The sequence below is a fragment of the bacterium genome (assembly GCA_040755755.1).
Taxonomy (GTDB): Bacteria; SZUA-182; SZUA-182; order DTGQ01; family DTGQ01; genus DTGQ01.
On sequence record JBFLZW010000065.1, the window covers coordinates 1 to 21,434 of the forward strand.

General features: G+C 51.3%; 9 protein-coding genes. 8 read left to right on the top strand and 1 reads right to left on the bottom strand.

The window, feature by feature from the left end; translation table 11 throughout:
* The 8 genes from AB1611_18645 to AB1611_18680 all read left to right on the top strand — a co-directional run.
* The coding region (locus tag AB1611_18645) for a DUF2283 domain-containing protein (GenBank protein ID MEW6381601.1) at positions 1 to 323 on the top strand (323 nt) is incomplete at its 5' end.
* 252 nt (positions 324 to 575) lie between these two features.
* Complete coding sequence (locus tag AB1611_18650) at positions 576 to 3,740, top strand: fused MFS/spermidine synthase (GenBank protein ID MEW6381602.1); 3,165 nt, start codon at positions 576 to 578, stop codon at positions 3,738 to 3,740.
* Between the two features lie 18 nt (positions 3,741 to 3,758).
* Complete coding sequence (locus AB1611_18655) at positions 3,759 to 5,024, top strand: coproporphyrinogen III oxidase family protein (GenBank protein MEW6381603.1); 1,266 nt, start codon at positions 3,759 to 3,761, stop codon at positions 5,022 to 5,024.
* Between the two features lie 847 nt (positions 5,025 to 5,871).
* The gene (locus AB1611_18660; GenBank protein ID MEW6381604.1) at positions 5,872 to 9,741 is read left to right on the top strand and encodes a carbamoyltransferase C-terminal domain-containing protein; all 3,870 of its coding nucleotides are present in this window, start codon (positions 5,872 to 5,874) and stop codon (positions 9,739 to 9,741) included.
* A 37-nt stretch (positions 9,742 to 9,778) separates the two neighbouring features.
* Positions 9,779 to 10,855, top strand: coding sequence for a glutamine-hydrolyzing carbamoyl-phosphate synthase small subunit (carA, locus tag AB1611_18665; GenBank protein MEW6381605.1), 1,077 nt, complete (start codon positions 9,779 to 9,781; stop codon positions 10,853 to 10,855).
* Positions 10,856 to 10,879: 24 nt separating this feature from the next.
* Positions 10,880 to 14,071, top strand: a complete 3,192-nt coding sequence (gene carB / locus AB1611_18670; protein MEW6381606.1) for a carbamoyl-phosphate synthase (glutamine-hydrolyzing) large subunit — start codon at positions 10,880 to 10,882, stop codon at positions 14,069 to 14,071.
* Positions 14,072 to 14,539: 468 nt separating this feature from the next.
* Positions 14,540 to 15,853 carry a hypothetical protein gene (locus tag AB1611_18675; protein MEW6381607.1) on the top strand — a complete coding sequence of 438 codons (1,314 nt, stop codon included), beginning with the start codon at positions 14,540 to 14,542 and terminating at the stop codon, positions 15,851 to 15,853.
* A 346-nt stretch (positions 15,854 to 16,199) separates the two neighbouring features.
* Complete coding sequence (locus tag AB1611_18680; protein MEW6381608.1) at positions 16,200 to 19,055, top strand: tetratricopeptide repeat protein; 2,856 nt, start codon at positions 16,200 to 16,202, stop codon at positions 19,053 to 19,055.
* A 220-nt stretch (positions 19,056 to 19,275) separates the two neighbouring features.
* Here AB1611_18680 and AB1611_18685 read toward each other — a convergent pair.
* Positions 19,276 to 21,434 (bottom strand): right-handed parallel beta-helix repeat-containing protein (locus tag AB1611_18685; GenBank protein MEW6381609.1); only part of this gene is annotated, 2,159 nt, incomplete at its 5' end.

The following is a 21,434-nucleotide window of genomic DNA, read 5'->3' on the forward strand; positions in this document are numbered from 1 at the left end:
GACTTTCATCAGGCCCTTGCCGGATTGGTTGCTCTCTGCGCCTCTGCGTCTCTGCGGGAGATCGTTTTCCCCTGTGCGCTTTGTGTTCTCTCTATATTATAAGCTTAGCTTATGTAAGTGCCATTCGGCTTAAGATAGATGAGAAGAATGATGCCCTGTACTTTCGGCTGGATGAGTCTATTATTGTTGATTCTGAAGAGATTAAACCAGGTGTGATTCTCGACTACGATGCCAATGAAAATGGAGTGGGAATCGAGATTCTGGGCTTAAGCAAGCGGGTCTCGCCGCACACACTCAAAAGTTTGCAATTCGAGACGGTGTAAACCTCCACTCGTATTCGGGAATCAGGAGAAAAGAAAGCCTTTATTCTGACTCCTGGCTCCTGGCTCCTGACTTCTGAATTCTCAGGAGAGGTGCCTGCCATACGGTGCAGTTGAATAACCTCCGCGGATTCCTTGACAATTTCCTGAATCCTTTTTATTATTTAGCTTGAGTGCATATGGATAGCTTGCGGTGATTGGTTAATTGAAGGAAATTGCCGATAAGCTTCACAAAGTAATAAGAAGGATAAAGGGATGGCAAAAAATAGCAAGATTTCGCAATTGATACTGACTCTGTTCTTTCTCTCCGGATTTTGTGGCCTGCTGTATGAGATTACCTGGTCCCGGTTGATCGGCCTCACCCTGGGCAATTCCACGGAAGCAATCACGGCAACCGTGGCCGCTTTTATGGCTGGCATGGCCATTGGCGGATATGCCGGCGGGAAGGTGGCTGACCGCCGGATCAATTCTCTCTGGCTCTACGGGATACTGGAGGGGCTGGCGGGGTTGTATGCCCTGGCGCTTCCCTTTCTGCTTCGGTTGGCCAGGCCGCTGCTGTCATCATTATATCAGAATGCCCAGGCTGGCCAGAGCACCATGATTCTGGCCAGGTTCGCTGTCTGCTGCGCTGTCCTGCTTGTCCCGGCTGCGCTCTTTGGGGCCATGCTTCCGCTGCTCAGCAGGTTTTTGATCCGCCAGCCCGATCAATTCGGCAACCTGATAGGAAAGCTTTACGGGCTGAATCTCTTCGGTGCCGCGCTGGGAGCCCTGGTCAGCGGCCTTTGGCTGATTCCGCATCTGGGGGTCAGCAAGACGATTTACCTGGCTGCCCTGATTGAATTTCTCATCTGCGGATGGGTGCTGATCCTGAGCGGCAAAGAAGGCCATGATGCCGTGACATCGGCATCCGCACCCGCACAGACTGATGGCATCGATCTCCCCTTCCGGGATTCCTCTCCGCTGTCCTCCCCGCTGATTCTCCTGGCTATGGCCCTTTCCGGTGCCTCGGCCCTGGTCTATGAGATTACCTGGACGCGGGCTATCATTATGATTATCGGCTCTACAGTTTATGCTTTCAGCCTGATGCTGACCGCGGTCATTGCCGGGCTGGCTCTGGGGAGCATGTGTGCGGCCAGGCTCATTGACCGGAGAAAGGATCTTGTCCTGATTTTTGGCCTGCTTGAAATCGGAGTCGGCGGGGCAACGTTCGGCCTGGCACCCTTCTTCGAAAAGCTGACCCTGGTTGTGATCCCGATGTTCAACCTTTTCGGCAACAACTTTGCCGCCCTGCAGGCCATAGAATTGAGCGGTCTGTTTTTCCTGATGCTTCTTCCATCCCTGCTGCTGGGGATGATTTTTCCCCTGATGTCCACAATGTATGTAAGGGGCACGGACCGTCCGGGGGGCGGTGTCGGTGCCACATTGATGGCCAATAGCCTGGGGGCCGTTGCAGGAACCGTGGCCTCCGGCCTGTTCCTGATTCCGGCCATTGGCATTCAGAAAACCATGCTGGCGGCCAGCATGGTCAACGTTTTCCTCGGATCATCGGCCCTGCTGTTTTCCCCCTCCCTGTCCGGGATTAAAAAGGCAGCGGCCTTTCCGCTGGCTTTTGGCTGCGGCCTGCTCTTTTTTATTACCCAGCCGGAATGGAATAAAGCCCTGATTTCGGGGGCACCCTATGTCTATGGACGGGTCTATGCCGGTCTCAGCCGCCAGGGGTCTGGCCAGAGCGTGAAGGAAATCGTCCTGAACCAGGCAGACCTCCTCTTTTACCAGGAGGATGCCCAGACTACGGTTTCGGTGAAAAAGGACAAGGGAGAGCAACTGTTCCTGCAATTGAATGGCAAAACCGATGCTTCTTCCCGTGAGGACAACTGTACCCAGCGCCTTCTGGCCCATATTCCCCTGCTGCTTCATCCGGACCCTCAGCAGGTAATGGTGCTGGGCCTTGGCAGCGGAGTAACTTTGGGTGCGGCTGAAAAATATTCGACGGTCAAGCACCTGGATTGCATCGAGATTTCACCTGCCGTGATCAGGGCGGCTGCCTGCTTCAATGAGGTGAATGGGCGAAGCCTCGATGATCCCCGGCTTCGGATTATCGTCGGCGATGGCCGGGAGCACCTTGCCCTGACCGATCAAAAGTATGATGTGATCATTTCCCAGCCGTGCAGCCCCTGGATTGCCGGGATGTCCGGCCTTCTGACCCGCGAATTTTTCCAGCTCTGCCGGGAGCGGCTCAACGGGACTGGCCTGTGCTGCATCTGGCTCCAGACCTGCAACCTGGACATGGCCAGTTCGCAAAGCGTGGTCAAAGCCTTTGGGGAGGTTTTCCCCTCCCTGTCCATCTGGGAGGCACGACCGGGCATCGATTACCTTCTCATTGGCGGCACAGGTGAAATCAAACTTGACTACCAACTGGTGCAGCGGAAAATGGCTGGAGAGAGTCTGCACCGGGAATTAAAAACTGTCGGCCTGCCAAGGCCGGATGACCTGCTGGCCCGCTTTGTCATGAGTAAGGAAGGAGCGGCCCGCTATGTCCAAGGGGCTTGTGCCCATACGGACGACACTACCTGGCTGGAGTTCCATGCACCCAAACTCCTGTATCAGGAAACCATAAACGAGCACCTGCAAGCCTTGAATGCCCTGCGCGGATTGGATTTTGCATCCCTGCTGACTGCGCCTGCGGCTGAGGCGGGGAGCCTCAAAGATACCCTTCCGAAAGCCTTCGAAGCTCAAAAGCACTATGCCCTGGCAGAGATGGATCTGCTCAGAAACAAGCAGGAAGAGGGAGCCAGGAAGATCAAGGAAGCCTACCTCCTCGACCCCGCCGATGCCAGGATCAGGGAGAGATATTATCGCCTCCTGCTGAATGCGGCCTCAAATTGCAGTCTCAAGGGAATGCACGAGGTGGCTGCCCAGATCCTTCAGTCCGCGATCAGGGTGAATCCGGATGGATTTGAAGGATACCTGAACCTGGGACTGGCCTGCTTCCATACCGGACAAGTCCAGGCAGCCATTCAGCAGTTCCGGTTGGCTCTTCTGATTCAGCCGGATAACGAGCAGGCACATCTGAATCTCGGAGCATGCTATCTTCGGGCCGGCAACCTGGAAGATTCCATTCAGGCAAACCTGACCGCACTCCGGATCAAGCCGGGTCTGGTCAATGCCCACTTTAACCTTGGCATAGCCTACATGAGATCAAACCGTGTTGCCCAGGCCATTGCCGAATATCAGGAAGCCATTAAATACCAGCCGAATTACGCTGAAGCCCATCTCAACCTCGGTATTGCCTATCAGACCTCCGGGGCCTGGGACCAGGCAGCCAGAGAGTACGAAGAATCGCTTCGGCTCAGACCTGACCTGCCCAATGCCAGACAGCTTCTGGATCAGGTCCAGGCGGTATTGAGGCAGGGGAGTTGATTATACAAGGCAGGAGTAATGATAATAGAAAATTTCATCACCTGGTTCATGAGGCAGAAAAATGCCCGCTACCTTCAGTTTCAGGCAGACGGGGGCATTGAGCTTGCGGATAACACCAGGGACAAGAAGTATCTTTTATACATTCATATCCCTTTCTGTGAACGGCTCTGTCCTTACTGCTCCTTTAACCGCTATCCCTTCGAGGAACCGCTGGCCCGGAGCTACTTTGCGGCCCTGCGGGAGGAGCTGAAAATCTATCGCCACAAGGGGTATGACTGCACCGGCGTCTATATCGGAGGCGGCACGCCCACGATCATGCTGGATGAGCTTGAAAAGACCCTGGCCCTGGTGCGCTCCCTGTACTCTGTCCGCGAAGTTTCCGTGGAAACCAATCCCAACCATCTGACGAGGGAAAAGCTGGAGGTGCTGACATCCCTTGGAACAAACCGGCTTTCGGTAGGGGTCCAGAGCTTCGATGACAAAATCCTTCGCTCCGTGGACCGATACGAAAAGTATGGCAGCGGCCAGGAAATCCGGGAGAAAATCCATCTGGCTAAAGGGAATTTTGACACCCTGAATGTGGACATGATTTTCAATTTTCCCAATCAGACCATGTCCATGCTGGAGAAGGATCTGGATATCCTGCTCGATCTTCAGGTCGATCAGATCACCTTTTATCCCCTGATGGTTTCAGCATCCACGCAGAAAGCACTTTCCGAGAAGCTGGGCAGGGTAGATTACCGCAAGGAGCGGGCCTTCTACTTCAAAATTCTCGAAAAACTGACCGGTCAGTTTCAGCCTGCCTCGGCCTGGTGTTTTTCCCGGACCGGGGGTATGATCGATGAATACATTGTCGATTACGATGAATATGTCGGCGCAGGCAGCGGCGCTTTCGGCTACCTGAACGGCTGCATCTATGCCAATACCTTTGATCCTGGGGAGTATATCAGAGAGCTCAGGCAGGGGAGGCTGCCCCTTGGCTTTAAAAAAGCCTTTCCCATCAAAGAGCAGATGCGCTATGATTTTCTCATGAAGCTGTTTGGCCGGTGCCTGGACATCGAAGGGCTGAAAGCCAAATTCAGGGGGAGCTTCTCCCGTTACCTCTGGCTGGAAATCCTTTTCTTCAAACTCGCTGGCGGCATCCGGTTTGATGCCGGGCAAATCCTCCTGACTCCCAAGGGCCAGTATTACTGGGTAATCATGATGAGGGAGTTTTTTATCGGAGTCAATAACTTCCGCGATTGCTGCCGCAGCAGAATCCTGTCCGTGAATTCAAATAATTAACATAATCCTTCGAGCAGTCATGGCCGGGTCATGCCCTGGTGTTGTACCACGTTCATCGATCACCTTATGAGAGATGTATTGAGATATACTTTTCGCAGGTGTGAGTGATGGTAAGACGTATGGTTTAGTATACATTTTTTTCACCTTGTGGAAGATATCTTCCCATTCAGGCATTAATCTTGCGTATGACCAACCAATTTGAATTGTGAACACATACCTGATCCTGGATTTTCATATGTCATAAGTGCTGTGCAAAAATGTATAATTTTTACCTCCTTCAAATCTCTTCTTGTAAGCAAAGGTTTTGGCATGTTCAGCAGATCATACGAAAAGAACCCCAAGAACACCGGGTATTCCCGTGTGCCTTACTAGTCATTTCGCCAAGTCCGTAACGCACCGGATAAGTGGCCACTCCCTGATACGGAGTCTCCTGCGTCATTCCCGCCTGCGCGGGAATGACGCGGGGATAGACCTCCTCCATTCCCTCACCCCCATTTTGGGGGGAGAGGGCTGGAGTTTATTGAACGGCTCGCGTCATTCCTCTGCCGTGTACTTGGGCAGAGGATATCTCTGCATTCTTGGTACCTATGGTTATTCGAATATGGCATGTGCTTTGCATACAAGCGGAAATGCATATATTAAGAAACATAATGCTGATCTTTACTTCTAACTCTGTTATTTCGAGGAGCTTCACTGCAGGGAATCCTGAATCGGTGGCAGGATTCAAGGTTCCTCACTTTGCTCGGAGTGACAATGAGTTTACCAAATAATTTATCATTTAGCTTATCATTATAGTAAAAGGGATATCTGTACCGGAAACACGGGGAGAAAAGCAGAGGAGTAAATCATGAATAACACAAATACCAAACAATATCATATGGGAATCAATATGGGCCATGATCGCTCGGTGGCTATCGTCAAAGATGGTGAGCTTGTCGTTGCCATCGAGCAGGAGCGGCTTGATCGTAACAAACACAGCGTAGGTTATATGCTGCAATCTCCGGTAACGTCCCAGATTCAGGTTCCTGTAGAGGCTTGTCGCTACTGCCTTGAAACCTGCGAAATAAAAATAGAAAATCTGGCAACAATTACTCCGAACATGCCCGGTCAGGACATTGCTCCTGATATTATTCGCAACACGTTTCTCAAGTATGTTGCCGATAAAGTGCTCAGGATTCCGAGTCACCATCTGGCGCATGCCTATTCCGCTTTCTGGCCATCCGGTTTCGATGAGGCGCTGATCCTTGTGGTCGATGCAACCGGCAGCACCGACGCCAGCCAGCGGACCGAGTCCTATACCCTCTATGAGGGCCGGGGCACCACGATCACTCCATTGCACGCTGAAAAAGTCGCTGCACACCTGGCCGGGCTTTCAACACTCGGTTTTATTTACGAATACGTTACCCGCAAAGCCGGTTTCGTAACTTCCGTTGGCCCGGCTTTACGCATTGCAGAAGCTGGCAAGCTGATGGGGCTGGCACCCTACGGCGGCGAGCAGATTAACTGGCACCGCTGGATTCGCGCGGAAAAGGACTCATATAGTCTGGGTATTTCCGCCTATGACATTTTCCTGGAAGTGGCTGCGCTTGAAAAGCGCTATGACCGGGGCGAGGGCAAGGCGTATTTCCGGCCATACCTGGTTGACCTTGCCTACAAGGTCCAGAAGGAACTCGAAGAGGTCCTGCTTCACCTTGTCGATCTGGCCATGAAGCAGACCGGCCTTCGCAAGCTCTGCATAGCCGGTGGTGTAGGTCTGAACTCGGTAGCCAATTACCAACTGCTGCATCATCTCAAGCTTGACGATATTTTTATTTTTCCTGCTGCTGGAGACAGCGGCATTGCGGCAGGCAGCGCTCTATGGGCGTATCATACCATCGAGGGCGGAGACAAACGCCCGCAAATGCGCAGAGCGACTCTTGGCCGGGGCTATACTGCCGATGAGGTATCTGCCGCCGTCAGGAAATTTGAATCCTCGATCATGGCCGAGGAACTGACGCCCTCTGAAATGATTGCCCGCAGTGCCGAAGCCCTGAAGAACGGCCACATTGTTGCCCGTTTTGAAGGAGGCTCCGAATACGGGCCCCGTGCTCTGGGGCACCGGTCCATTATGGTCGATCCCACGTTCTCGAAAATGAAAGACATTCTCAACGCCCGTGTCAAGCACAGGGAGGCATTCAGGCCATTTGCTCCGGTTATTCCGCTCGAAAACATCTCGGAAGTCTTCGAGCAGAAGGTGGCCTCACCTTTCATGCTGGTAGTTCCCATGATCAAGAAGGAGCTTCAGAAGCAGATTCCTGCGGTAACTCACCAGGATGGCACCGGGCGTGTGCAAACGGTCACGGAGGAAGACAACTCCTATTTCTACCAGCTCTGTCATAAACTGGTCGAGTTGCGAAAGGGGCCGCCGGTACTGCTCAATACCAGCTTCAATGTGGCAGGTCAGCCAATTGTGGAGACACCGAAAGAGGCGATCGAAACCTTTCTCTCGACAGACATCGACTATCTGTCGCTCGAAAACTACTGGATTTCCAAGCGGGATGTTCCGGTATTGTCCTATGAGGCAAACGCAAAGAGAGTGGCAGAAAGCGCGATGCCCAAGGGACTTCCTCCGGAACAGCCCGGTGTGACAGACCTCATGGAAAAGCTCGACCGGGCTTTATTCTTTGGGGATACCACAGAGTGCCCCTGGTCGGATGAGGAACTGCGGAACCTGTCCTCACTTGGTGGCCTGTATAAGGAAACCAGTGTACTGTTCCCGGAGACCCCGTTCTCCGGCCCCTTGCGGACACAACTGTCGGAAAATGTAGTCCTGCTGCTCGATCCCCTCGGCAAATCCAAACTGGTTGATCTGAGTCAACACCGTAAGCCATCATCATACACCTTCGATGAGGTTAAAATCCTGTTAGCGGTGAGCAATGCCTCGCAGGAGGAGTGGGAAACACTGCGCCTCAGGCTTCGTCTTACGACTCTCGAATTTGACCGGCGTGTTCAGTGGGCCATCGATCAATTGGGTGCCTTTGGCATCAAGCCAAAACATGGACACCTGCAGCAGCCTGGTGCGGATTCAAAACTGCCAGGAGAGTGCAATCAAACATTTGCGCCTTTTGAGGATGAAAACTTCTCTGCACGGCAGGCACTTTTGAAACTCAATGAGTGCCTGAGCCGGGCCGGATACACCAAAGAGAACATCTGCTCCCTGCTCGGTATCAACTCGCTTCAGGAGATCGAACCAACGCGCCTTTGCTATTACGACCAGTTCCTTCTGCCCGGAGAATCCCGGCCTGAAGATTCCGAGTCCGATAATTCCGGATCAAAACCGGCAGATCCCGGGCTGGTGCTCCTTGCTGACCTGATCCGGCTTTTCCAGCTTCGTGCAGCGCTGCCGGAGGAAAGACTTTGCGAAATCTTCACCGCTGAGCTGTTCAAAATCCTCGTCTCTCTGGGCATGTTGATCCGGCGGGGAGAAGAGTACGCTTCCCGGGTTGACCTGTTCTGTGCCGAGGGCCTGTATCTGGCCACTGACCACCGCTTCATGATCCTGCCGGAAGATCAGATCGACGAGAGCCCGGTGATGTATCTTGGTCTGGACAGTATGGGGCTGGTCTACACTGCCCCGCAGTGTGATGCGGATCAGCTCCTTGATCTGTGCTGCGGCAGTGGGGTCCAGGGCCTCGTGGCCAGCCGCTATGCCCGTCAGGTTACCTGCGTGGACATTAATCCGCGCAGCATCCGCTTCTCGCGCTTTAACGCCCAACTCAACGGCATCCGGAATGTCCGTTTCTGCAAGGGAAACCTGTACGAGCCGGTCCGGGGAAGGAAGTTCGACACTATTCTGGCCAATCCTCCCTTCGTACCAAGTCCCAAGAGTGAATACCGCTTCCGGGACGGCGGCGGCAGGGGTGAGGACATTTTAAGCCGTATCATCAAAGAGAGTGCCCATCACCTGGCAAAAGACGGTAAACTCTTCATCGTGAGCGATCTGGTCGATGTGGAGAGCTATCAATCCAAGCTCGACCGCTGGTGGCAAGGCGGAGCGGCCCACAAACTGGTTCTTCAGACAGCCAATCGCAATGATATTCTTTTCTCGGTTCCCCACAGCCATGCTCCTTTTGGCCAGAGCTTTGAAGAATATAACGCCGAACTGGCCCAATGGCTCAGGAATTTCCATAAAGAGAAGATGACGGCGGTTAATTTCGGTTATATCCTGATCTGCCGTCTGCCGGAAGGCAAGACTGATTCGTACTACACACGGACTATTCATAATCCGACATCCCCGATCCATCAGCAGGTGAAAAAATATTTCGACCAGAGGAAACTCCTTGAAAATGGCCACAGCAGCAATAAATTTATCCTTCTCTCTCATGACCTTTACTTCAGGGTGGAATCCAACCATAGGGTCGCCTCTGAAACTATCGAGCTGTTTTCACCGCACAATCCATATTTTACCACCTACAAGGTAAGTGATCAGGTCTATCGGATGCTGAGAGATATCGATGCTCTTCAACCCCGGTTGGGTGACTTTTTGACTCCAGCGAACCGTGAGTGGCTGTATGACTTTATTTATAAAGGCATTCTTTACCTGAGCGATGAACGGATAAAAGACAGGGGAAGTCAGCAGCAGAAAGCCGCTGTCGACTCATTCGGCATGTGGATACAGGAGCAGCAAACCAAGACAACGCCAACCTGTCTTTCCGCATATCTTTGCCACCGGTCGTAACCGATTACTTCATTTTCGACGGCTTGCAGGAGGTTATATGGGAAGTAGAAAAGTCAATGCCCACCTGGAATTGGAGGATGGTTCCGTATTTTCCGGATATTCCTTCGGGGCGCAAAAACCGGTGGCTGGAGAGGTTGTCTTTAACACCAGCATGGTTGGTTACCCCGAAAGTCTGACCGATCCATCCTATCACGGCCAGATTCTGGTTCTCACCTATCCTTTGATCGGCAATTACGGCGTACCGGAAAAGAGGATTGTCGATCAACTGGATGCGTGGTTTGAGTCTGACAAGGTGCATATCCGGGGGTTGATCATCTCGGAATATTCCTGTGATTTCAGCCATTGGAGCGCCGGCAAAAGCCTGAGTGACTGGCTGAAGGAGCACGATGTGCCAGGCATCTCCAATATCGATACCCGCATGCTCACCAAACGACTGCGCGAAGAGGGTACCATGCTGGGCAGGATCAGGTATTTCAATGAGGAGCTCAGCTTCGATGACCCTAACAAAGAGAACCTGGTGGAGCAGGTGAGCATAAAAAAGCCCGTTGAATACGGCAATGGCAATGGAAGCAAAATTGTTGTCCTGGTTGATTGCGGGTGCAAGGAAAATATCGTCCGGAGCTTGCTGGCCTTACACCTGCACGTGCGGCGAGTGCCGTGGGATTATGATTTTACTCAGGAGCGGTGTGACGGGGTCCTCATTTCCAATGGTCCCGGGGATCCCAAGATCTGCCGGGAAACCATCAAAAACGTGCGTACGGCCATGGAACGGCAGATGCCGGTTTTTGGCATCTGTCTGGGCAACCAGATCCTCGCTCTGGCCGCAGGGGCTGATACCTATAAGCTCAAATTCGGGCATCGCAGTCAGAACCAGCCATGTATCGAGGTCGGCACCCGGCGATGTTACATCACCTCCCAGAATCATGGCTTTGCCGTCGATGGCCGGACCCTGCCCGAAGGGTGGAAGCCCTGGTTCGTGAATGCCAATGACAACACCAACGAAGGCATTCGCCATGTATCGAAGCCCTTCATGAGCGTGCAGTTCCATCCCGAAGCCGCACCGGGACCGGTGGATACCCATATTTTATTCGAAGACTTTCTGAGGATGCTGTAAATGTGAGGATATTATCCCATGACCATGATGACTAAGCCCCAAAAGATACTGATTCTCGGCAGCTCGGCGCTCAAGATCGGCGAAGCCGGGGAATTCGATTATTCCGGCAGTCAGGCAATCAAGGCATTGAAAGAAGAAGGCATCACCATTATTCTTGTCAATCCCAATATTGCCACCATTCAAACCTCGGAGCATCTTGCCGATCAGGTTTATTTCCTTCCGGTAACCCCGTATTTTGTCGAGCAGGTGATCAAAAAAGAAAAACCGGATGGCATATTGCTGGGTTTTGGCGGACAAACGGCTCTGAACTGCGGTGTAGCCCTGGAGAAAGAAGGGATCCTTCGGCGCTACGGCGTCAATGTGCTGGGTACGCCTGTCGAGGCAATCGTCAATACCGAGGACCGGGAGCTGTTCGTGGCCAAATTGCGCCAGATCGATGTCAAGGTGCCCCGCAGCTTTGCGGTGACGACTATCAACGATGCCGTCCGGATGGCTGAGGAAATCGGCTATCCGGTCATGATCCGGATTGCCTATGCTCTGGGCGGCCTGGGCTCCGGGATCTGCCGGGATGAAGAACAGGTCAGGGACAGGGCACAGAAGGCCTTTTCCTATACCCGGCAGATTCTGATCGAGGAGTATCTTTTAGGGTGGAAAGAAATTGAATACGAGATAGTCCGGGATCAATTCGATAACTGCCTGTCCGTATGCAATATGGAAAATTTCGATCCCATGGGTATCCATACGGGTGAGAGCATCGTCATTGCACCGAGTCAGACCCTGACCAACCGGGAATATCATTCATTGCGCGAAATCGCCATTCGTACGGTCCGGCATCTTGGCATCATCGGTGAATGCAATATCCAGTATGCACTCAATCCCCGCTGTGAGGACTACCGGGTGATCGAAATCAATGCCAGACTCTCCCGCAGCTCGGCCCTGGCCTCGAAAGCGACCGGATATCCTCTGGCTGCGGTGGCGGCCAAGCTTGCCCTCGGATACAGCCTGGTTGACCTGAAAAATTCAGTCACGGCCGTTACCAGGGCGAGCTTTGAACCTGCCCTCGATTATGTGGTGGTCAAGATTCCCCGCTGGGACCTGAAAAAGTTCCGGCTCGTCTCCAATAAGCTTGGCTCCGGGATGAAGTCCGTCGGCGAGGTCATGGCTATTGGCCGCAAGTTCGAGGAGGCGCTCCAGAAGGGCCTGCGCATGCTTGAAATCGGGGCCAGGGGACTGGTTTTGAATAAAGAGATGGAATTCAGCGACCTCGAAGAGGAACTGGCCGAGCCGACCGATTTGCGGATTTTCGCCATTCCCGAAGCCATGAAACGAGGATTCTCCATCGAGAGAATCCATGAATTAAGCCACATAGACAACTGGTTCTTATACAAAATCAAAAATATCGTTGAAATGGAACAAGACCTGAAGAGCGTGGGTGAGCAGCGTATCCCGAAAGATCTGCTGTACAGGGCCAAGCAGTATGGTTTTTCGGATGCTCAGATCGGCTGCGCCGTGAAGCTTGGTGAAGACGAAATCCGAAACCTGCGCAAGAATTATGGATTAACGCCCCATGTCAAGCAGATCGACACCCTGGCGGCAGAGTATCCGGCCCAGACAAATTATCTCTATCTCACCTACAACGGTTCCGAGGACGATGTCAGCTTCACTGAGCGGAATTCAGTCATGGTTCTTGGCAGCGGTGCATACCGGATCGGCAGTTCGGTGGAATTCGACTGGTGCTGCGTCAATTCCGTCAAGACCCTGAAGCAACTGAATTATCATACCATTATGGTCAATTATAACCCTGAGACCGTAAGCACCGATTATGATGAATGCGACCGGCTGTATTTCGATGAATTGACCTTTGAGACCGTGGTCGATATCTATGAAAAACAAAGACCCCTTGGGGTCATTATTTCCATGGGCGGCCAGATCCCCAATAATCTTGCACTCAGGCTTCACCAGGCAGGCGTCCGGGTGCTGGGTACCAGTGCTTTGAGTATCGATGCGGCGGAAGACCGCCACAAGTTCTCGAAGCTTTTGGACGAGCTGAAGATCGATCAGCCGCCGTGGAAGGAGCTGACCTCTCTGGCCGAGGCCAAATCCTTTGCCCGGTCCGTGGGTTATCCCGTCCTGGTCCGGCCTTCCTATGTGTTGAGCGGTGCAGCCATGAGCGTGGCTTCCACTGATCAGGAACTGGAAAAATTCCTCAATAAAGCTTCGTGCATCTCATCCGATCATCCGGTGGTCATTACCAAGTTTATCGAAAATGCAAAGGAAATCGAAATCGACGCCGTTGCCCGGGAAGGGGAGTTGATTGTTTTTGCCATTTCCGAACATGTGGAGAATGCCGGGGTTCATTCCGGAGATGCCACACTCGTGCTTCCACCGCAGCGTACCTTTCTGGAGACCACGAGGCGCATCAAGAAGATCGCCCGGCAGCTCGCCAAGGCCCTGATGATCAACGGCCCCTTCAATATCCAGTTTATCGCCAGGGATAACGAAGTCAAAGTGATCGAGTGCAACCTCCGGGCATCCCGCAGTTTTCCCTTTGTTTCGAAGATTTTCAAGATTAATTTCATCGATCTGGCCACCCGGATTATTATGGGCTGCCAGGTGCCAAAAGTCGATCGATCGGTTTTCGATCTCGAATATGTGGGCGTCAAGGCACCCCAGTTTTCTTTCACCCGGCTCAGCGGTGCCGATCCGACAACGGGAGTGGAAATGGCTTCTACCGGCGAAGTGGCCTGCATCGGTGACGATTTCGAAGAAGCGTTTTTAAAAGCCATGATTTCAGTAGGCTATCAGCCTTTTGTCAAGAGCATCCTGCTCTCGACCGGGCCGATTGAAAGCAAGACAGCCTTTCTTGAAAGTGCCAGAAAACTGCACGAGCTTGGCATCCAGTTCTACGCCACACCAGGGACAACCCGATTTATGCACAACAATGGAATCCCGGTAACAGAGCTGCACTGGCCATTATCCGGGGAAAAACCCAATATCCTGGATTATCTGACCGGCGGAAAGATCGACCTGGTCATCAACATCCCGAAAAACTTCCAGGAAGATGAGTTGACCAATGACTATATCATTCGCCGGAAAGCCGTCGATTTTGCAATTCCGCTTTTTACCAATATCCAGTTGGCGCGCCGGTTCGCGGATGCCGTCTGCAAGAAATCGGTGAAAGACCTGCAAATCAAGAGCTGGAGCGAATATGAATGAGAGGCCGTCCGCTCCAGCTCCCCATCTCCCGTAATGACCAAAAAGATTACAAGAAGTGGTCAGACATTAAGCATGTTGCTTAATGAAACTTCTCTTCAATCCCGCCTTTCCCGATGTGATAATTAATAAAACACAATGAAAATCAAAGCATTAGGTATTTTTTACCGTATTACCGTCTTTCAGGCATGAAAAATGCGCATAAAATTTATGAAAAGCAGGTGAGTGGAGTATGAAATAAAAAAGTCCCGGTATCCGGCAAAACAGAAAGGAGAGGAGATCAAGAGAGTTATTATAAAAACATGAGCCTGCCCCAAATAACAAATTCACTACAGATGATACTTTTGATACCCAAGCCGAATCCATCAGGTCAGGAGTCCTGAGCTCACATCCAAGATTCTCTCAAATCCTCTTGAAAACGTGAGGGCGAGAGGGAAAATCCGTTGCACTATTCATCTGGAGAGCTATACCATGCGTAATCACGTGCTAGCAGGATCAGTTATCTTATTGATGGCCTTAATTCCCAGCCGGTCTTACGCACAACATGACAATGTTACCCTGTCGCCAGAGAGTATTACCCTCTTACAAGAGCACGTTACAGCTTTGGAAGCCGAGATCGGCAAGTTAAAATCACAAATGAAAAAAAATCCTGCCGGAAATCCGAGCCTTGAAAATATCGATCCGGATCTGACTCTGAAACCTTTTTACCATAATAATGGAAGAAATAGAGGCAGCGGGAACGAAGCGGGTTTTGACCTGATTGCTGATTTAGGATTTAAGGTCGGGATCCAGGATGACTTGAGTGTGTGCTTTCAAAGCAGGTTAAAGTCACAAAAGTGCGAATTTTCCAGAAATTATGAATATGAATTCGGCCTGACTAACAGTTATCGGCCAAAAGAAGAGCCGATTTCTCTCAAGCTTGGCTATCTGAGTTATAACCATACCCTGCTTGGCGATTATAAAATCGGTATCGTGCCAACCATATTTGATATAGATAATTTCTACGATTATCGATACTTATGTATAGGACCCATAGATAGTGAGCTGATCCCTTTCAGTGATGTAGGAATTCGATGGGATAAAAATGTAACTGTTAACCCAAATTTATTTATCGGGTTAAATTTATTATTCTCCAATGGAGAGGGCGATGCTGTGACTAACTCCAATAGTGCGTGCGGAGCAGGTGGCAGCGGTACGATATCTTACTTATTCAACAACAGAGAAGATCTTTTCAGCATAGGGGTACTGGCCTATACTGGAAAAAAATATTCTACCCCGGTAAAAGAATTATTTGATGTGATCGAACTGCAGAACAACATGGTTTTTAAAAAGCTGAGACTGTTTCAAGCAGATACGGGTGATCTGGAAATCAAGAACACCTATTCCTGGTATAGAAGAGGATTCAGAGACGAAGACATCGATGCATCCGAGATTGCCGAATACGGCTATAGTGAGGCGAGCGAGAATTATCTGGTAAATATGCTTCAGGCAGGTGGTGCCGGCATCATTGATTATCATGCAATAAACATAGATATGAAATACACACCTCCTGTGATGAAAAGAAAATTTTCAATAGCTGGCAACTACAGCGAATTGCAGGATAATAAGGAAATACAAGCTCCCTTCAAGAGATGGACAGCGGGACTTGAGATCAGGATTCTGGAATCTGAAACCCATACCTTGACCTTCCTGGGTTACTGGGCAAATACCCAGGATGATTTGCCGAAAGATCCCAGCGACAGGGAATATAGCATTATTACGGGATTACAATTGGTAATGCCATGACAATTTGAGCATCCTGATGAGTACCCGACACCCGGCCTCCCTTGCCACAGGGGCTCCTTACCTCAAGGCGAGGGAGCCCCTGTGGCAAGGGAGCCAAGAATGAAACTGTCCGCCCCTGAACCCCATCCAATCCTGTCATTCATTCCCGGGTAGTTAATTACAAGCAGTTGCTGGAATTACGGGCAGTTGCTGGCATGGCTTATGCTTTTTACTATCTGAAAAATGAATATCCTTGTTATCTATCTCTGTTTATATTAGAATTAAATTTATGACCTGGTATTAAAATTATACGATCTCTCGAGCATAGATCATCTTTTGAATATCCATCATGAGGGAATATCAGAATATGGGAACGGATAAAAGAAACATCGTGTTTTGGCTCAGTTGTCTGGTTTTTGTTCTTTTTGCTTTTGGCTGTCAGCATCTTACCCCGCAGGTTTCACAATCCCCGAAGTCACCGCCCGAATGTAACGTGATTGTTATTACTCTTGACACCTTGAGGGCTGATCATCTTGGCTGCTACGGAAACACCAAGATCAAGACCCCTTACATAGACGCCATAGCTCAAGAGGGAGTGCGGTTTGCCCGGGCCTACACCCCGGTGCCGGTAACTCTGCCTTCCCATACCTCCATCTTTACCGGCCTCTATCCTGTCTATCATCAGGTGCGCAACAACGGGACTTTTGAGGCAGGCAGTCAACTGGAGACCCTGGCCGAGGTGCTGAAGAAAAACGGGTTTGCCACCTCAGCTTTTATCGGTTCCTTTGTCCTGGACAGCCGGTACGGACTGGGTCAGGGGTTCGACTATTATGATGACTATCTGGAAAAGGATTCCAATCAGTCAATCATGGTATACAATGAGCGGCCAGCCGCAGAAGTGGTCCAGGCAGCCAATCAGTGGCTGGAGAAGAACTCCGGGAGCCGGTTCTTCATGTGGCTGCATTGCTTTGATCCTCATGCACCGTATGATCCGCCGCTGCCATTCTGCAAGATTTACCAGAAAAATCTCTACGATGGCGAGATTGCCTATACTGATTATGCGCTGGGAAGACTGTTTTCCACCTTAAAGGAAAAGAATATTCTTGACCAGACCCTGATCGTAATTACCGCTGATCATGGAGAGGGATTGGGCGAGCATGAGGAAAAAACGCATGCGATTTTTATCTATGATACTACACTCCATATTCCCCTGATCATGCGCTATCCCAAGGTCATACCACCGGGTTTGGTCGTTCAGGATACCACCTCGACCATCGATATCATGCCTACGGTCATGGATATCCTGAATATCCGGACCATGCCCCGGGTTCACGGCTCAAGCCTTCTGGGGCTTATTCAGGGGAAGAAAGAGGCTCTTCACAAGGAATTTCTCGTCGAGACTTTTTATCCTCTCTATAATCATAACTGGAGCCCATTGGAAGGTCTGATGACAGAAGACTGGAAATACATCAGGGCTCCTCAGTCCGAACTTTACGATCTGAAGAATGACCCCGGAGAGAAAGTTAATCTTTTTGAGCGGAAGCGGGAAGTGGCCAAAAAACTGGACGCCCGGATGGTGGAGCTGCAAAAGAAAAACTCACCTCCCAAAGATGGCTTTTCCGCTCAGTTTCAAATGGATAAAGATACCAAGGAGCGGCTGAAAAGCCTTGGCTATGTCTGGACTGTCCCGGTCAATGAGAAGAAGGATCATTATCGTCTGCCCGATCCCAAGGATATGATCGCCACTCTGGACTACCTGAATATGGGTACTTTCTACTATACACAGGGAAATTATGACCGGGCTGTCGAGCAGTTTCAACTGATGCTGAAGGCCAATCCCAAGGATGTGTTTACTCACTTTGTTCTGGGCTACATCTATGACAAGCAGAATCTTCCTGACCAGGCCATTCATGAATTACAGGAGGCCATACGGCTGGATCCCACCTATATCAATGCTTATAACAATCTGGGAACGGTTTATAATCGCCTCGGAAAGCAGCAGGAAGCGCTTGCGGTGTTTAAAATCGCCAGGGATTTGAACCCTGATTACCTGGAAGTGCACGATAATCTCGGAGTAGTTTACTTTGCTCTCAAGGAATATGACAAAGCGCTGGAGTCATTTCAGAGGGCTGCCGAGATTAACCCCAGAGGATATGAACCATATAATAATATGGGAAGCGTTTACCTGGCTGTGGGCAAGTATACGGAAGCGGAAAAGATGATCCAAAAAGCGCTCGAAATCAACCCGACATGCCCTGATGCCCTGAATAATCTGGGAAGTATTTATATCACTCAAAAGAATTATGAGCAGGCCATTCAAAAATTTCAGGAACTGATCAAACTCGATCCCAATCATGTCGATGCATGGGTTAATCTGGGCACAGCTTTTCTTGGAGCAGGAAAGTATGAAGAATCCCGGCAGGCACTGGAAAAAGTCATCCATATCAAGCCCGACATTCCCAAGGCCTACAATTGCCTGGGAACGCTCTCCATGAAAATGGGCAAGTTCGATCAGGCTATCGAGCAATTTCAAAAATCTCTGAATCTCGATCCCAATTCTTCGGAAACCCGGTATAACCTGGGAATCGCCTATTACAATATCGGCCAGATCGGCCAGGCAATAGAGGAGTATAAACGCTCCATCGCTCTTGAACCTTCAAGCCCTTCCACCCATGTCAATCTTGGTATTGCTTATTTCCATATGGGAATGCTTGACAAGAGTCAGGCCGAATATCAGGCTGCACTTCGCCTTGAGCCAAATCACCTGGAAGCCAGGATTAATCTTGGTGTGACCTATTACAATAAGGGAGAATACGACCGGGCTATCGAAGAATATCGAAAGGCTTCGCTCATGAGTCCGGGCAGCATTCAGCCGTATGTGAACCTGGGGCTGGCTTATCTGGCCAAGGGACTGACTGATGAGGCTATAACTGAATACCAGAAAGCCCTGAATATCGATCCCAATAGCCTCGAAGTCCACGTCAATCTGGCCAGCGCATATTTTAACCAGGGGCAATACCAGAGGGCTTTGGCTGAGTACCAGAGTATCACCCAACTCGATCCGAAAAACCCGGCTGGCTACTATGGGTTAGGATACAGCTATTTTTATCAGGGCCTTTTTGACCAGGCAATTTCAGCCCTGCGAAATGCGCTTCGCCTGAAGCCGGACTACCTGGAAGCCCGCCTTTTGCTGGATAAGGCATTGTCTATAAGGCAGAATTGAGGAAGAAGAGTGATCAGTGGCCAGTGGCCAGTGGTCAGTGATCAGAAGGATGGAAGAAGGATCTCCCGCAGAGACGCAGAGGCGCAGAGAATGACCGAAAATGATATCCTCTGCGTCTCAGCGTCTCTGCGGGAGAAATACCAAGAAGTGTGAATGGGCGGCCTTATGTGGCCGCCCTGTGTGTTCAGGTGGTATTTGAGCTCTTGATTTCATTCTATCGCTACCAGGAGAATGCAAAAGGGCCTTTATAGCTGAAGGGTGAAAGAAAACCGGCATAGCCAAACATTGAAGCTGGATTCAGGCCAAATGCAGCCTGGCTGGAGCTGGAGGAAGAATAAGGGAAGAGGGAAAAGCCAAGCGAAAAGGAAAAGCCGGGCGAAGAAATAAAGCCATAGCTCAGGGGAGAGTAAAAACCAAAGCTTCCCGTGGAAGAATAGCTGGAGCTGTAGGGTAGGGAGTATCTTGGTCCTTCGCTGCCTGGCCATCCTGCAACAGTTCCCGTGCTGCCGGTCAATACTCCAATAGGACTGCCGGTCAATGCTCCAATGGCAGTTCCGCCGCTGCCTGTGCCTCCTCCCGTGGCAGCGGGAAGGGCTGTTGACCAGAAGGAGGAATTAGCCTGATTTCCCGCAGACGGGCTCTTTACCGTTAGAGTAGATGTCTGTGAATCCTCACCTCCCTGCACGTTCAGAATGTGTCCGCTGCATGGCCCTTCACCCTCCCGTGCTCCAATGTCCGGGCTTCGGCCAGTAAAATCGTCATTCACGCCGCGAATTCGCTCGGCAGCATCGATACAGGGGGATCCAGTCCGAAGGTAATAGCCTTCAGTCAGGTCAGGGTCCTGCACGATTGCCCGATTACCGATAGTTCCCCCATCTACGATCCCAAAGAAGCAGTTGGTCGAGGCGGTCACGTCAGCCTCAGCCGTGACCCTTCCCTGATTGTCGTAGGTGATCTCCCGGGTGATTCCCTTTGGCAGGCAGAGGAAAATGTTATTTCGCACATCGGCTGTGCTGCTGGCATCGACAAACAGGCCATCGCCGGGACCATGATTGCCTGGCCCCGCCCCCCCGGTGGCATTGCCGATGATGGTATTATGGTAAATACGGCCGGAAGATTCGTTGACCAGCCTGATCTGATTGTGATACCCTGCCGGATCGTGCAGCAGGTTGCGGATAAGGTCAAGATCGCTGTGATCAATGGTTATCTGGCCGCCTCCGGCAAAAGCATTTTTCGAGAATTCGCACTGCTCGATACTTCCGGTGGAATTGCTGATCATCAGGCCCCAGTGAGGGCTGTTTTGGACAGTGACCCCGTGCAGATGTATCTCACAGCCATCGATCACCAAACTGGCAGTGGCATCTGCGCCGTTAGTATCAAAAAGAGTGTCACGGACAGTGATATTTGCCCCTTTGCTGGCAACCAGCCCCGGCTTGGCGCTTTTTTGGACCGTACATCCCGACATGGTGAGAATGGTACCGCTGTCGCTGGCCATGATATTGGGAGAGCCTGTGGTTGTAGTCAGTTTGCAGCCGGTTGCCGTAACTTTTGCCCCGGCCTGAACAGTCAGATTCGGCCCGTATTGGCACTGACTGCTGTCATTGATGGTGCAGTTTTCCAGCGTTACCGAGGTTCCGGAATCGAAGATGCCGATGCCCACCGCACCGCTGAAGCTGATGGTGGTATCTTTGATTGTGGCCGAAGAGCCATCCTGGACCGATATCCCGGCGTGACAGGATGCGCCGTTGTGATCGAGGGTATTGCCAAGGATCAGACCGGCGGTCGATCCCGCAATGAGGGTAATGCCCGGTGCGGAATTGTTCTCGATCAAATTGGAGCGTATCTCGGTTACCCTGGAAGACACGATGCCAATGCCTGCCCCGCCATTTCCGCTGATCCTGTTTCCATGCTCCACCTCCACCACCACGCTGCCCTTGGACCCATCATGCCCGATACCAGCCGCTCCGTTATCGCGAATCTCGTTGCTGCTGATTTCAGTGACTTTAGCCCCTTCACAAAGACCTATGCCAGCCGCATTGTTTTCATATGCGGTGTTGCCGGAGATCAGGTCGCAGCTTGCGCCGTTGCGAAGGCCGATTCCAGCTTCGTGGTTAGCGTAGGTGCGATTTGAGCTGATCTTTGAAGCATGCGCTCCATTCATCCCGATGCCGCTGCCCAGGCCATTGCGGCCACCACCGGTGACTTCGTTGTTGATGATGGTGACATAGCCTGCATTTTGATCCCCGGAGCGACAGCCAATGGCAGCGTTGGCAGCCCCATTGACGTAATTGCCTTCGATCAGGTGATAGACTATTTTCCCGGTCTTTGGATCGAAGCCGCCGGTTTCATCGGCACCGATGCCTGCGCCGCACTCTCCGG

What these genes read in the sequence shown, in the direction of transcription:
- AB1611_18650 (MEW6381602.1), top strand. Translation starts at nt 576, where the DNA reads ATGGCAAAAAATAGCAAGATTTCGCAATTGATACTGACTCTGTTCTTT.
- AB1611_18675 (MEW6381607.1), top strand. Translation starts at nt 14,540, where the DNA reads ATGCGTAATCACGTGCTAGCAGGATCAGTTATCTTATTGATGGCCTTA.
- carB (MEW6381606.1), top strand. Translation starts at nt 10,880, where the DNA reads ATGATGACTAAGCCCCAAAAGATACTGATTCTCGGCAGCTCGGCGCTC.
- AB1611_18680 (MEW6381608.1), top strand. Translation starts at nt 16,200, where the DNA reads ATGGGAACGGATAAAAGAAACATCGTGTTTTGGCTCAGTTGTCTGGTT.
- carA (MEW6381605.1), top strand. Translation starts at nt 9,779, where the DNA reads ATGGGAAGTAGAAAAGTCAATGCCCACCTGGAATTGGAGGATGGTTCC.
- AB1611_18655 (MEW6381603.1), top strand. Translation starts at nt 3,759, where the DNA reads ATGATAATAGAAAATTTCATCACCTGGTTCATGAGGCAGAAAAATGCC.
- AB1611_18660 (MEW6381604.1), top strand. Translation starts at nt 5,872, where the DNA reads ATGAATAACACAAATACCAAACAATATCATATGGGAATCAATATGGGC.